Source organism: Actinopolyspora lacussalsi (genome assembly GCA_030803735.1).
Lineage (GTDB): Bacteria > Actinomycetota > Actinomycetes > Mycobacteriales > Pseudonocardiaceae > Actinopolyspora > Actinopolyspora lacussalsi.
Window position 1 is genome coordinate 4112748 of the sequence record JAURUC010000001.1, and the last position, 12731, is coordinate 4125478.

Here is a 12731-nt window from a genome sequence, read left to right on the forward strand (position 1 = left end):
CAGCAGTCCTGCGCCACGAGTGGTTCACCGGAAGTGATCACCACGTACGACCGGAACCGAACCGCTCACTCGCGGGGTTTGAGCCGCGCGTTGGGAAGCTCCGGAGCGGGCAGGGTCTCCTCCCACTGCGTCGGAAATCGGCCGTACTGCCCCGACTCCCCGTACTGTCCCGACTCCACGGAATCCCGGTATTCCCCGGAATCCGGTTGCTCGCGTTCGTGCTGCCACCGCTCGCGGAACGCCGCGATCTCCTCGTGACTGCGCCCGATGAAGTTCCACCACATCACGATTCGTTCGCCGAGCGGTTGCCCGCCGAGCAGCAGCACCCGTGCCCGCTCAGCCGCTCCCGCACGCAACGTGAGCCGTTCCGGCCCGGTGTCCTGGCAGACCAGCTCGCCCGCGCTCGCGGCCGCACCGGCCACGGTCACCTCGCCGGTGTCGACGAGCACGCCGTGCTCGAAACCCGACTCGATCGCCAGGTCCAGGCTCCCGCCGGGCGGTAGCGTGATCTCGGCACCGAGCAGCGGGGTGTAGGTCGACACCGGCGAGGTCTGCCCGAGCAGGCTGCCCAGGAAGACCGACACGCGCGCGCCGTCCCGCTCCAGGGCCGGCGGTGCGTAGTTGTCGAACGCCGCGTCGGTGAACCGGTGCCGTTCGGGCAGCGCCACCCAGAGCTGCGCCCCGTGCAGCACGCTCGTGTCCGATGTGGAGTACTCCGAGTGGGCGATGCCCGAGCCCGCAGTCATCAGGTTGAGCTCACCCGGCCGGACGAGGGCGTGCGTTCCGAGCGTGTCGCGGTGCTCGACCTCGCCGCTGAACAACCACGAGACGGTCTGCAGCCCGGTGTGCGGGTGGCCGGGAACCCGCATGCCACCTGTCCCGGACACGTCGTCGGGGCCGTAGTGGTCGACGAAGCACCACGCTCCGATCAACGACCGCGCCCGTTGCGGCAGCGTGCGGCGCACCGTCATCGCCCTCGGCCCGCCCAGCGGGACCTCGCGGGGCCGCAGCAGCCACGCCCGCCCTGCCTGGTCGTCGGCGTTGGTGCAGGTCAGCTCGGTCGGCGCTGTTTCGAGGTTGCTCATCTTCTTCTCATGTCCCCTGTTGGATTCCGCTCGTGTTCCACCCGAGTGTGCGGCATAGTGGCGGAATGTCCGAGGAACAGCGTGGCAGCACACCGGCCGAGAACCCTCCGTCCGAGGTTTCGGTGCTCGACGTGCCGTCCCGGCACCGCTACGAGATCAGCGTCGACGGCGTGCGAGCGGGGCTCACGCGGTATCTCGATCGCGGGAACCAGCGGGTCTTCGTGCACACCGAGATCGACGGCGACTTCGCCGGTCGTGGCCTGGGCAGCGAGCTGATCTCGGGCGCGCTGCGGCGGACGCGTGCGGCCGGGATGCGGATCACCGCCGTCTGCCCGTTCGTGGCCAGGTACCTCGACAACCACCACGACTTCGACGACATCCGGGATCCGGTCACCCCGGACGTGCTGGCCGCCGTGCGGTCGGAGTAATATCGAGATCGTTCGCCGCTGCGTAGCTCGCGTACGTGCGGCCGCTCCGTGAATCCCGGAGAGTCTCCTCGCAGCACGGTTCAGAAGCGGACATCTCGTAGTCCGCCCACCGTGATCCCGATCGGCAGCATCCTGCTTACACCCCGTTCTTCACGCACGTCCCGGAACGGCAAGGGAGGGTTTCGGTGATCGAGGACGACACCGGCCGGTTCTTCGTGGTGACCGGCGGGCCCGGCTCGGGCAAGACCACGTTGCTGGACGAGCTCGCGCGCAGCGGCCTTGCCACCACGCCCGAGGCCGGTCGCGCCGTGATCCGTGACCAGACGACTGTCGGTGGAGCAGCACTGCCCTGGGGCGATCGTGCGCTGTTCGCCGAGTTGATGCTCTCGTGGGAGATGCGCTCCCACCACTGGGCAAGGCAGCGTCAGGGGGTCGTGCTCTTCGATCGTGGTGTTCCCGATGTGCTCGGGTACCTACGGCTCACCGGAACGGCGGTCCCGGAACACGTTCACGCCGCGGCTGAGAAGTTTCGTTACAACCACCGGGTTTTCGTGGCTCCGCCCTGGCCGGAGATCTTCGATCGGGACGAGCAACGTCGGCAGGATCCCGCCGAAGCAGAGCGCACCCACGAGATGATGGTCGAAACCTACACCGAGCTCGGATACGAACTAGTCACGCTTCCCCGCGTCGATCCGCAGGCCCGCGCCGATTTCGTCCTCCAAGAGCTAGACACGGCCGCTTACGCGGAGCGAAATCCCTGAACTGCCATCACCTCGACACTAGCGGAGTTCGGCCCTGATCGTTCTCCGCCCAGTTGGGAAGACGAGCTTCGTTCCCCTGTGTCTCCTCCGAGCCGTTTCGGCCACCGCAATCGTATAGACCTGTCCAAAATCAGAGGTGCAAGACGCGCTGTTGCTGCTCACGGGCCACGGCGAGCCCGCCGCCTTCCGGGAGGACTTGGTCGCTGTGCGACCGGACGCACGCGGCGATGGCGACTTGCTCATCGAGGCTTCGGCCGGAACGGGCCGGGGCTCGGCGACGGCCGGTGAAATCCCTGACCCCGAGAACATCAAAGCGCCGATCCGGGGCATGCTGTCCTCGTGACGGACGTGCTGCGCATCAGCGCCTTCCCCGCGCCTTCCGCGCGGAACGGTGGAAATCCCGCCGGAGTCGTTCTCGACGCGGCCGGGCTCGACGAGACCGCGATGCTCGCGATCGCCGCCGAGACCGGCTACTCGGAAACGGCGTTCGTGCTCGACATCCAGGAGCCCGCGGAGGCCAACGGTCCCGGGAGGGTCCGCATCCGCTATTTCTCGCCCACCGCGGAAGTGCCGTTCTGCGGCCATGCGACGGTCGCCACCGCCGTGGCACTCGCCGACCGCCACGGCACCGGGCTGTTGCTGTTCGACACAGCGGTCGGCGAGGTCGCCATCGAAACCGCCGAGACGGCGAATGGTGAGACCACCGCCTCCTTCACCAGCGTCGAACCCTCGGTGACGCCGATGGACGACGACGTCGTCGACCGGTTGCTGTCGTTGCTCGGTCTCGCTCGGGCCGATCTCGATCCGGCCTACCCGCCCCGGCTGTCGTTCGCCGGAAACGTCCATCCGGTCATCGTCCTGGGCAGCCGCGAGACCTTCGACTCGTTCGACTTCGATCCGTCGCGGCTGCGAGAACTGATGGACGAACACGGCTGGGCGGCTACGGTGACCGTGCTGTCCCCCTTGGGGGAGAGCGAGTTCGCCGCACGCAACCTTTTCCCGGTCGGCGACATCACGGAAGATCCGGCAACCGGCGCCGCAGCGGCGGCGACAGGGGCGTACCTGAGAGCTATCGGTGCGGTAAAGCCGCCGGCACAGCTCCGGATCCAGCAGGGCGATCACGTCGGGCGTCCGAGCCTGCTGCGAGTGACGGTGCCCGGGTCGGGAGGCATCGTCGTTACGGGTGGTGCGGCGCGGATCGAATGATCCCCGAGCGGCGCTGACCACGACTGGAGGCGTGCGCTGCGCAGACGTCTCCACGGCCCACGGTAGGCCCCCAGGGTAGGCCGGGCACCCGCACGGTGCCCCTGGCCTTTCCCTCGTTCGGAGTCGGAGCTACTCGATGGACAAGATCAACTCGACCTCGACGGGTGAGTCGAACGGCAGTACGGCCATTCCCACCGCTGAACGCGCGTGAACTCCCGCATCGCCGAAGATCTCCCCGAGAACCTCGGAGGCACCGTTGATAACGGCCGCTTGCCCGGTGAAGGACGGGTCCGAGGCCACGAATCCCACGACCTTGACGACGCGGGTGATCCGGTCGAGCGATCCGATGACGCTCTTCGCCGCGGCCAACGCGTTGAGGGCGCACCTGCGGGCGTACTCCTTGGCGTCCTCGGCCGTCACGAGGTCGGCGCCCTCGCCTACTTTGCCGGTCTCCGGCAGTGCCCCGTCGACCATGGGCAGCTGGCCGGAGACGTGGACGTGGTTACCGTCGACTACCGCGGGTGTGTAGGCGGCGAGCGGTGGGACGACGACGGGGAGCTCGATCCCGAGTTCGGCAAGGCGAGCGTCGATCCTCGACAACAGTCGATCTCCTTCGGCTTTTCGGATGTCACCTGAGCGGTGCTCGCAGGGTACTCCGGGCGTTTCGTCGGATGGATCGGCGCTGTCGGCCTCCGAGTCGGCCGAGTATCGCGCGGCGAGTGTTCACGGTGCCCGGGCACTGGTCACACGTGGCAGTGACGTTCGGAGTCCGGTACGAGTCGCAAGCGGCTCCTGCCAGCTCGCCCGTTGGCCGGAGTTCGGCCCCGCGCGGAACGCTCTCGCGGAACGGCGCCGTGCAGGACTTGGCTCCGGTCTTCGTTCGGAAGTCCCGCGTGTCGCGTGTTAGGCTGTTATAGACAGACCGGTCTAATCATTAAGGGTGCACGATGCGCGCTGTGCTGCTCACGGGCCACGGTGGTCCCGAGAAGCTCGAACACCGCGACGAGGTGGTGACCCCGGAACCCGGACCAGGGCAGCTGCTCGTCCGGGTCGGTGCCGGTGCCCTGAACAACACCGACATCTGGACCAGGGAGGGCGCCTACGGCCTCCCCGGCGACCCCACCGCGCTCGCCGGGTGGCGCGGGCCGATCTCGTTCCCCCGCATCCAGGGTGGGGACGTGGCTGGAGTGGTCGAATCGGTCGGTTCCGGAGTGCCGAGTGAGTGCGTCGGGCGCCGTGTGCTGGTCGATCCGGCCGAATACCGCGATGAAGGCCCTCATGCCCCGCCGGTCGGTCTGCTGGGCAGTGAGTACGACGGTGGATTCGCCGAGTACGTGCTCGTCGCCGACCGGCAGGCCCACGACGTGACCGACTCGCCGCTGTCGGACGAGGAGCTGGCCGCGCTACCGATCGCCTACGGCACCGCGATGGGCATGTTGGAACGCGCCGGAGTGGCTTCGGGCGAGAGGATCCTGGTCACCGGGGCGTCCGGCGGGGTGGGGCTGGCCGTGGTCCAGCTGGCCGCCGCTCGCGGAGCGGAAGTGCTGGCGATCACCAGCGGCGGCAAGGAGGCCGAGGTCCGTGCTGCCGGGGCTAACCGGGTGGCGCTGCGGGACGCCGCCGATCTCACCGACCGGGTGTGGGAGTTCGCTCCCGAGGGGCTCGACGCGGTGGCCGACGTCGTCGGCGGCCCGCAGCTGGCACGCCTGCTGCCGCTGCTGCGGGACGACGGCCGCTGCGTCGTCGCCGGGGCCATCGCCCAGGCGGTGATCGAATTCGACCTGCGCCGGTTGTACCTGCACAACCTCAGCCTGATCGGCTCATCGATGCACACCCGCACGCACTTCGCCGAGCTCGTGGCTGCCGCACGCTCCGGCCGACCGCGCCCGCGCGTCGCGGAGCGCTACTCGCTCGACGAGATCCATTCGGCACAGCGGCGGTTCCGCGAGGGCGATTACGTCGGCAAGATCGTGGTGGTGCCGTAGCCGACGTTCCCGCTTCGGTTTTCGCGGGCGATCGGGTGTCCCGTACGACCGAGGGTGCTCATTCCCCGACCTCGCCGTCGATCAGTTCGCGGACTATGTCTAGGTGCCCGAGGTGGCGGGCGTACTCCTGCACCAGGTGGAACAGGATCCGTTCCAGGCTCGCCGGTTCCTCGCCGTCCCATGCGTCACCGGCGCTTCCTGTATCGGAGAGCTCGTGGGCTCGTATGATCGCGTCGCTGCGCCCGGCCTGCTCGTGTAGCGAGCTCACGAGCTCGTCCAACGTCTCGTCGTCCGGGACGTACCAGCGTCCTTCCGACCACTCCGGCCACGGTGGTCCGACGTGCTCACCGCCGAATCGCCACACCAACCACCTGCGTTCGACGTTGGTGAGGTGCTTCAGCAGCGCGATCGGGCTCCAACCGGACGGCAGCCTGCTGGAGCGCAGCTCCTCCTCCGGAATCCCGCGCAGCTTGTCCACCAGCGCCGCGCGGAAGTAGTCGAGATACCCGACGAACACCTCGGTTCGGGATTCGCGGGAATCGGTTGGTTCCGGGAACGGCGGTCTCGTCATGGTCGGCAGTCTTCCACCACGCCGACGTGCGATCCACTGTGTACTCGAAACTGCTCGTGGAACCGCCCCGGCTACCGGGACTGGGGTCGCGCCTCGCGGGGCCTCGGGTCCGAGTAGAACCGAGAACCGGAACTATCCTCACCCGCGTGACCGAGACGCGACAGTGGCAGCTCGAAACCGCCGCCCCGGAGGACGCCCCTCCGATACACGGCCTTCGCAGGCAGCTGGAGGACTGGCTTTACGACCGGGGGATCGAGCAGTGGCCGCGCGGTGAGGTCTCGTTCGACAGGATCGCGAGCGAGGTCGAGCGCGCGGAGTGGCGCCGCGTGCGGCTGCCGGATCTCGGTGTCGTCGCGGCGATGCGGGTGCTGTGGTCCGATCCCGACTTCTGGGGTGCGGACCCCACGCCCGCGATCTACGTCCACGGGCTCATGGTCGACCGGTCGATGGCCCGAACCGGGATGGGCACCTTCCTGTTGGAAAGCGCCGCCGACATCGGCCGCGCCGCTGGGCTGCACACCTTCCGGCTCGACTGCGCCGAGGCCAACGCCACGCTGCGTTCCTACTACGCGGCGCGGGGATTCCACGAGGTGGGCAGACACGTCATCCGTGGCCTGTTTCCCGTGGTCCTGTTCGAGAAGCGGATCTGACGACAGCTCCTGAGGTCCGTCTCGGTAGGCAATGCTCGGCAGCGGAGCAGCAGGGGATCGAAGCACCGCGTCGAGGCTCCTAGACCTTCGAGACCGCGGCGGGGTTTTCCACTACCGGCTCTCCCGCGCGGGGACCGGTACTGCTCGGTCCCGATGTCCGGAGGCGAGTCCTTCGACGTCGGCGCCGTGGCCGTACTCGGTCACCAGCTCCACGGCCGCTCGCCGGAACTTCCCGGCCCGGCGGAATCCGCTGATCCGGATGTTCCAGGAGTCCGGGATCGAGATCCGCTGGAAGAATCTGTATATCCGACCCTCCGTCGCGAGGTTCTTGTCGAGGCAGCGGATCCGGACGGGAGTGGCCATCACGCTCATCGCCCGCAGTGGCAGCACGAACGGCAGCAGCACGAGCTCCACCACCAGCTCCAGCAGGACCGGGATCACGATCAGCACCCCGAAGGCCAGGGCGACGACGAGGTCGGGGAGTTCACTTATCCCCTCCACGAACCCCATGCGTCCCCAGCTGTCCCGGAAACGGAGCCTGCGTCGCCACGGCAGCCACTGCCGTTTCGCCTCCCAGGTTGATCCGACGGTGTCCACGAAACGCATCGATCCATTTTCGGGCTCGGTTACCGATTGCTCAGCCCCGGCGAGTTGTCCCCTTCCGGCAGGTTGTGCCTCGGAAGGAGCGGAGCTCGCGGAGCAGCATAGGAGTCGGCGATGGTGCCGCACGGGTGTTTCGTTCTGCTGTGATCGAGGACATGCGGGAATCCCGTGGTTTCCGTATCCCGTTGGCCCAGCTCCCCGGGCCCTGCTCCGCTCCACCGGAACGCAGGGCAGGCTGGAACCGTGACAACTCATTCGGATGTCGAGAAGGCAAGGCAACGAATCTCGGCCAGCGTCCGGCGCACCCCGATCGTCGACCTGGATCCCGAGCTGGTCCCCGGCGCGGCGAGCGTCCGGCTCAAGCTCGAACAGTTGCAGCACACCGGCTCGTTCAAGGCGCGTGGCGCTTACAACCGGGTGGTTTCGGCCCTTGCCGAGGACAGGATCGGCGAGGCGGGAGTGGTCGCGGCTTCCGGCGGCAACGCGGGCATGGCCGTGGCGCACGCCGCTTCCCGGCACGGTGTTCCCGCCCGGGTCTACGTCCCGGCCAACGCGCCGGCCTTCAAGCAGGCGAAGCTGCGGGAACTGGGTGCGGAGGTCGTGGCGGTCGGTGAGGTCTACGCCGATGCCTACCGGGCTGCCGTCAAGGACATCGAGGAGAACGGCGCGGTGTTCTGCCACGCCTACGACCAGCCCGAGATGTGTGCCGGTAACGGCACGCTGGGCGCGGAACTGCTCGAACAGACCGAGGGCGAGCTGGACACCGTGCTGCTGGCCGTCGGCGGGGGTGGGCTGATGGCCGGTGTCGCCGCCGCGCTCGAATCCCGTGCGCGCGTGGTGGGGGTGGAACCGACCGGCATCCCGACGCTGCACACCGCGCTGGCCGAGGGCGGCCCCACCGACGTGGCGGTCTCCGGTGTCGCCAAGGACTCGCTCGGCGCCACCCGCCTCGGCGAGATCGCCTACGAGGTGGCGACGCGAACGGGAGTGCGTTCGGTGCTGGTCGACGACGAGCACATCGTCGCGGCGCGGAAGTACCTGTGGCAGCGCTATCGGCTGGTCGTGGAACACGGCACGGCAGCGGCGCTCGGGGCGCTGTTCGCCGGGGCTTACCGCCCCACCGAGGGGGAGCGCCTCGCCGTGGTGCTCTGCGGTGCCAACACCGATCTCACCGACCTCGGTTGAAACCCCGCCATCCGAACACCGTCGATTTCTCGCGAAATCGCCGGGCGTCTTCGACGTGGGCCGAACTCCCACCATCCTCGCAGCAGTACCGACCGCGGGTTCTCCCGTGCGGCTCTCACGAGGAAGGCCCGACGTTGCGTAGTGACTACCCGATGTCGGGACTCCCGCGGCGAGAGCCGTGCGAGAGGTTCCACCAAGCGACCACCCACGCAACCCACTCCGGAACATCCGCTAGCGAAGTGAGAAACCCGAATACCCGTTGTCGGCCACTTGCTCGCACCACTGCCGATAAGCTGCGACCCCGCCCACGTAGGCCAGCAGCACGCGGGGTTTGCCCGGCACGTTGGCCCCGGTGTACCAGGAGTCGGCCGTGGGATAGAGCGTGGCGTTCCCGGCCTCGGCGGCGTGGTCGAGCCACTCCCGCTCGGCACGCTCGGTCGCCTCGACCTCGGTGAGCCCGTTGGCCGCCAGGTACGAGACGCAGTCGGTGATCCAGTCCACGTGCTGCTCGATGGACACGATTATGTTGCTCAGCACCGAGGGGCTGGTCGGTCCGGTCACGGTGAACAGGTTGGGAAAGCCCGACACGGCCAGCCCCAGGTAGGTCCGTGGTCCGGCGGACCAGTACTCCCGCAGCGTGCGTCCGTCCCTGCCCCGGATGTCGACCGCCTGCAGCGCGCCGGTCATGGCGTCGAACCCGGTGGCGAACACCAGCGTGTCCAGCTCGTACTCCCGCCGCGAGGTGCGCACCCCGGTTTCGACGATCTCGGCCAGCGGGGTGGACCGCAGGTCGACCAGGCGCACGTGCTCCCGGTTGAACGTCTCGTAGTAGCCGGTGTCCAGGCAGGGCCGCTTGGTTCCTATCGGAAAGTCGCGCGGCGAGAGCGTCTCGGCGATCTCCGGGTCGTGCACCTTGTCGCGGATCCTGGCTCGCACGAACTCGGCGGCGGTCTCGTTGGCGGCCGGGTCGACGAGAATGTCGGCGTAGCTGCCCGGTATTCCGAACAGGCTGCCCTCCCGCCAGCTCTGCCGGTAGGTTTCCTCGCGTTGCTCCGGCGAATCCTCGAACGCCGAGCGCTCGGCGGGTTGCCGCGGAACTCCCGCGTACGAATCGCGCTGCGCCGCGCGCCACCGCCGGTAGTTGGCCTTGCGCTCGGTGATCTCCTCGTCGCGCAGCGGCCGGTTGAAGGCGGGCATGCTGAAGTTCGGGGTCCGCTGGAACACCGTCAGTTCGGCGGCCTGTTCGGCCAGTTCCGGGATCACCTGGATACCGGAGGATCCGGTGCCGATCACCCCGACCCGTTGCCCGGTGAGGTCCACGCCCTCGTGCGGCCAGCGGCCGGTGTGGTGCACCGCGCCGCCGAACCGTTCGATTCCCGGTAGTTCCGGCGGTTTGCTCGCGGACAGGCAGCCGGTCGCCATGATCAGGAATCGTGTCGACACCGACTCACCGGTGTCGGTCCGCACCAGCCAGCGGTGCGCGTTCTCGTCGTAGTGCGCCTCGGTGACCCGGGTGTCGAACGTGATGCCGCGCCGCAGGTCGAAACGCTCGGCGACATACCGGATGTAGCGCAGGATCTCGGGCTGTGCCGCGTACTTCTCCGTCCAGGTCCACTCCTGCTCCAGTTCCGGCGAGAACGAGTAGGAGTAGGACATGCTCTCCACGTCGCACCGCGCGCCGGGGTAGCGGTTCCAGTACCAGGTGCCGCCCACGTCGGAGCCGTTCTCGAACACCCGCACCCGTAGTCCGAGCTCACGCAGCCGGTGAAGCTGGTAGAGCCCGGCCAGACCCGCTCCCACCACCACCGCGTCCGGTTCGGTGGAGTCCGATTCCGGAAAGTCCGTTGCCAATGAGTCCGATTCGGACATTTTCGCCTCCGGCGCGAGCGTGGTCCTCGACGTCAGCTTCGTTTCCATCGTTGTGGGAGGTACTCCTCGACCGCTCCGACGATGTAGTCCACCCCGGCCGCGCTGCCGGGAAGCACGTCGATCTGGGTGAGGAAGCCGTGCGTCTGTCCGGTGAAGCAGTGGTGCCGCATCGGCACGCCCGCTCGGCGCAACCGTTCGGCGTAGGCGTCGCCCTCGTCGCGCAGCATGTCGTGCTCCGCGGTCAGCACCACGGCGGGCGGTAGTCCGGACAGCTCGGTCGCACGCAGCGGGGAGGCATCGAACTCGCCGCGCCGCGCGACCACCGCCGCGAGATTCCCGCCCGCGCTGTCGCCCGCCACCAGCAGCGGCATCTCCGCGTCACCCAGCGCGGCACGCTGCTTGTCGGCCCACCGCAGCGCCGTCAGCGCGTCCTCGACGGCGGTGGGGTAGCGGTGTTCCGGCGCGAGCCGGTAGTCCACCAACGCGACGGCGCAGCCGGTGCGGGCGGCAAGGGTGCGTCCGAGCTGTTCGAAAAGGGCCGCGTCACCGAGCACCCAGCCGCCGCCGTGGTAGTAGACCAGTGTCCCGCGCGGTGAGTCGTTCGGTGTGAGCAGTCGGATCGGGATCGACTCGTCGCCGTCGACCGGTATCTCGACCAGCTCCACGTGGCGCATCTCCGGAGTGGGTGGCCCGTTCTCGGGTTGTTGGGCGCCCATGAACTCGCGTGCCTCGGCCGGGGTCATCTCCTGCAGCGGTTTCGAACCCTGTTCCGCCATCCGGTCCAGCAGCGCGCTGGTCGCGTCGTCGAGCGCCAATTCGGCTCCGTGCTCGTGTCCGTTCTCGGTCCACGATGAATATGCGACGCGCTTGGCCGTTGTGTAAATACAACTTCCCTGTGAGCGAGCTCGACCCTTCGAATGGCGTAATCATCGTCGTGTCGCGGAGTCCGGACAGGCCGCGACGGAGGAGGGCCTCGGGTTTCGGCTCAGCGCCAGGTGGTGGTCTTCTCGGCGGCCAGCCGGATCTCGGCCGCCAGCTGCGAGATCGGCATCGCGACCATGTTCTGCGAGATGTTGACCGGTGTTCCCATCATCCTGGCGTTGCCGCGCACCAGGAAGCCACGCCAGCCCGTGGTGCGGTCGAGCACCGCGCTCGGGTCGAACAGCGTAACGCTGAGCACGCGCTGCGTGCCGTCGTTGTCGGCCATGGCCCCGGAGACCTCCCGCCATGCCACGAATCCCACGCCGGTGAACGAGGCGTGGTCGTACAGTCCCTCGTTGTCCAGCACCACCACCGGTTTCGGCTTGGCCAGCCGCACGGCGCCGTAGATCAGGCAGCCGCCGAAGAACACGATCGCCAGCGCGCTCAGCGCGAGGAAGACCCCCGCGAGCGGGGCCGAGCTCATGGCGGTGACGGCCTGGTAGCACATGAACACCCCGAAAAGCACGAAGACCAGCGCGCCCAGGATCACCAGCCCCAGCCGGATCCGGTTCGGGTAGATCGCTAATCGGTAGTCCCGTTGACCGGGCTGTCCGTTGCGCTGGACCCCTCTCATCCGTTCCGCTCCTCCTGTAAGGCTGCGCGCCCCGCCGCGGGACCAGGCTCGTCGGCGGAGCCATTCCGAGAAGTAGAGCCTGCCATGTCGGCCGGGCGGGTCGAGCATCGCGGTTGAGGATCACGCTTCGGTCGAGGTCGGAAGCGTCACGGCGCGGTGTTTCGGTTTCAGCCCCGGGACTCGCGTCGCCGTGGACGGTAGCTGTCGATCACCTCGTCCAGCGGATACCGGTGGTGCTCGGTCAGGTAGCTGTCGAGCAGTCCCGCGTCCCGTTCGGAGAGCCCGACCAGCGGTCGGCGTAGTCGGATGCTCCAGCTTTTCGCCATCCCGTCGAACAGCTCCAGCTCACCCACGATCGGGGAAAGCTCCACGCCACCGGGCCAGAGCGGGAGTTCGGCGATACGCAGCTCGCAGCCCACCGGGTAGCTGCGACCCCCGATCTCGACCGGTTCGTCCAGTTCGGCCACGGTGGAGCGAACCTCGCCGGTGGTGACCACCCTGCCCCGGTCCCGCGTGGGGTTTCCGAAGCAGCCGCGCGTGGTGTACAGGTAAAGCCGGTCGCCCGGGGCGAGTGCGCGCACTTCGGCGCGGTCGAAGTCCGGAAACGCCATCCGCTGTTGCCGCAGCACCCAGTCGAGCGCTCGCCGGTCGCCGATGACGAGCAGATAGTTCGCCATGCGGGCAGCGTAGAACTCTGTACGGAACGAGCCGGTGCCCGCCCATTGGTGGGCGAGCGGGCGGTTCGGCACGGCAGTGTCGAACCGCCCAGCGGAGAACCACCACGCACGTGGTCGGCATTGTCGAGTGGGCCCGTACTAAAAGCGAGTCGACGA

At 68.3% G+C, this 12731-nt stretch carries 15 protein-coding genes; 7 read left to right on the forward strand and 8 right to left on the reverse strand.

The window, feature by feature from the left end:
* Nucleotides 1-65: 65 nt before the first annotated feature.
* Complete coding sequence (locus J2S53_RS18310) at nt 66-1085, reverse strand: pirin family protein (RefSeq protein ID WP_456242002.1); 1020 nt, start codon at nt 1083-1085, stop codon at nt 66-68.
* 65 nt (nt 1086-1150) lie between these two features.
* Between J2S53_RS18310 and J2S53_RS18315 the strand changes: the two genes are divergently transcribed.
* The 4 genes from J2S53_RS18315 (at nt 1151) to J2S53_RS18330 (ending at nt 3480) form a co-directional block, all read left to right on the forward strand.
* Nucleotides 1151-1513, forward strand: a complete 363-nt coding sequence (locus J2S53_RS18315; RefSeq protein WP_456242003.1) for a GNAT family N-acetyltransferase — start codon at nt 1151-1153, stop codon at nt 1511-1513.
* 188 nt (nt 1514-1701) lie between these two features.
* The gene (locus J2S53_RS18320; RefSeq protein WP_456242828.1) at nt 1702-2274 is read left to right on the forward strand and encodes an AAA family ATPase; all 573 of its coding nucleotides are present in this window, start codon (nt 1702-1704) and stop codon (nt 2272-2274) included.
* A gap of 136 nt (nt 2275-2410) precedes the next feature.
* The gene (locus J2S53_RS18325) at nt 2411-2617 is read left to right on the forward strand and encodes a hypothetical protein (protein ID WP_456242004.1); all 207 of its coding nucleotides are present in this window, start codon (nt 2411-2413) and stop codon (nt 2615-2617) included.
* Nucleotides 2614-3480: a PhzF family phenazine biosynthesis protein gene (locus tag J2S53_RS18330; protein ID WP_456242005.1), complete on the forward strand. Its 867-nt coding sequence runs from the start codon at nt 2614-2616 to the stop codon at nt 3478-3480. Before J2S53_RS18325 ends, J2S53_RS18330 begins: the two co-directional genes overlap by 4 nt.
* A gap of 129 nt (nt 3481-3609) precedes the next feature.
* Here J2S53_RS18330 and J2S53_RS18335 read toward each other — a convergent pair whose 3' ends face one another.
* Nucleotides 3610-4080, reverse strand: coding sequence for a RidA family protein (locus J2S53_RS18335; RefSeq protein WP_456242006.1), 471 nt, complete (start codon nt 4078-4080; stop codon nt 3610-3612).
* Nucleotides 4081-4427: 347 nt separating this feature from the next.
* On the opposite strand from J2S53_RS18335, the gene J2S53_RS18340 reads away from it, so the two are divergent.
* Entirely contained in the window at nt 4428-5465 is a 1038-nt protein-coding gene (locus J2S53_RS18340; RefSeq protein ID WP_456242007.1) for a zinc-binding dehydrogenase, read from the forward strand.
* Nucleotides 5466-5523: 58 nt separating this feature from the next.
* On the opposite strand, the gene J2S53_RS18345 is transcribed toward J2S53_RS18340, so the two are convergent.
* The gene (locus J2S53_RS18345; RefSeq protein ID WP_456242008.1) at nt 5524-6036 is read right to left on the reverse strand and encodes a DinB family protein; all 513 of its coding nucleotides are present in this window, start codon (nt 6034-6036) and stop codon (nt 5524-5526) included.
* 146 nt (nt 6037-6182) lie between these two features.
* Between J2S53_RS18345 and J2S53_RS18350 the strand changes: the two genes are divergently transcribed.
* Nucleotides 6183-6686, forward strand: a complete 504-nt coding sequence (locus tag J2S53_RS18350; protein WP_456242009.1) for a GNAT family N-acetyltransferase — start codon at nt 6183-6185, stop codon at nt 6684-6686.
* A gap of 111 nt (nt 6687-6797) precedes the next feature.
* On the opposite strand, the gene J2S53_RS18355 is transcribed toward J2S53_RS18350, so the two are convergent.
* Nucleotides 6798-7292, reverse strand: a complete 495-nt coding sequence (locus J2S53_RS18355; RefSeq protein ID WP_456242010.1) for a hypothetical protein — start codon at nt 7290-7292, stop codon at nt 6798-6800.
* A gap of 240 nt (nt 7293-7532) precedes the next feature.
* On the opposite strand from J2S53_RS18355, the gene J2S53_RS18360 reads away from it, so the two are divergent.
* Nucleotides 7533-8474 (forward strand): threonine/serine dehydratase, encoded by a 942-nt coding sequence (locus tag J2S53_RS18360; protein ID WP_456242011.1) that lies wholly within the window; start codon nt 7533-7535, stop codon nt 8472-8474.
* A 231-nt stretch (nt 8475-8705) separates the two neighbouring features.
* On the opposite strand, the gene J2S53_RS18365 is transcribed toward J2S53_RS18360, so the two are convergent.
* The 4 genes from J2S53_RS18365 to J2S53_RS18380 all read right to left on the reverse strand — a co-directional run bounded on the left by J2S53_RS18365 (nt 8706) and on the right by J2S53_RS18380 (nt 12575).
* Nucleotides 8706-10343 (reverse strand): flavin-containing monooxygenase, encoded by a 1638-nt coding sequence (locus J2S53_RS18365; protein ID WP_456242012.1) that lies wholly within the window; start codon nt 10341-10343, stop codon nt 8706-8708.
* Between the two features lie 32 nt (nt 10344-10375).
* Nucleotides 10376-11158, reverse strand: a complete 783-nt coding sequence (locus tag J2S53_RS18370; RefSeq protein ID WP_456242013.1) for an alpha/beta hydrolase — start codon at nt 11156-11158, stop codon at nt 10376-10378.
* A gap of 170 nt (nt 11159-11328) precedes the next feature.
* On the reverse strand, nt 11329-11898 hold the full coding sequence (locus J2S53_RS18375; protein WP_092973948.1) for an STM3941 family protein: 570 nt from the start codon (nt 11896-11898) through the stop codon (nt 11329-11331).
* A 167-nt stretch (nt 11899-12065) separates the two neighbouring features.
* A complete protein-coding gene (locus tag J2S53_RS18380; RefSeq protein ID WP_456242014.1) occupies nt 12066-12575 on the reverse strand; it encodes a hypothetical protein in 510 nt (169 codons plus the stop codon).
* Nucleotides 12576-12731 lie beyond the last annotated feature (156 nt).

Bases quoted from the DNA above. Each gene is read 5' to 3' on its own strand.
- J2S53_RS18315 (WP_456242003.1), top strand. From the start codon at position 1,151: ATGTCCGAGGAACAGCGTGGCAGCACACCGGCCGAGAACCCTCCGTCC.
- J2S53_RS18340 (WP_456242007.1), top strand. From the start codon at position 4,428: ATGCGCGCTGTGCTGCTCACGGGCCACGGTGGTCCCGAGAAGCTCGAA.
- J2S53_RS18310 (WP_456242002.1), bottom strand. From the start codon at position 1,085: ATGAGCAACCTCGAAACAGCGCCGACCGAGCTGACCTGCACCAACGCC.
- J2S53_RS18365 (WP_456242012.1), bottom strand. From the start codon at position 10,343: ATGTCCGAATCGGACTCATTGGCAACGGACTTTCCGGAATCGGACTCC.
- J2S53_RS18355 (WP_456242010.1), bottom strand. From the start codon at position 7,292: ATGCGTTTCGTGGACACCGTCGGATCAACCTGGGAGGCGAAACGGCAG.
- J2S53_RS18375 (WP_092973948.1), bottom strand. From the start codon at position 11,898: ATGAGAGGGGTCCAGCGCAACGGACAGCCCGGTCAACGGGACTACCGA.
- J2S53_RS18380 (WP_456242014.1), bottom strand. From the start codon at position 12,575: ATGGCGAACTATCTGCTCGTCATCGGCGACCGGCGAGCGCTCGACTGG.
- J2S53_RS18345 (WP_456242008.1), bottom strand. From the start codon at position 6,036: ATGACGAGACCGCCGTTCCCGGAACCAACCGATTCCCGCGAATCCCGA.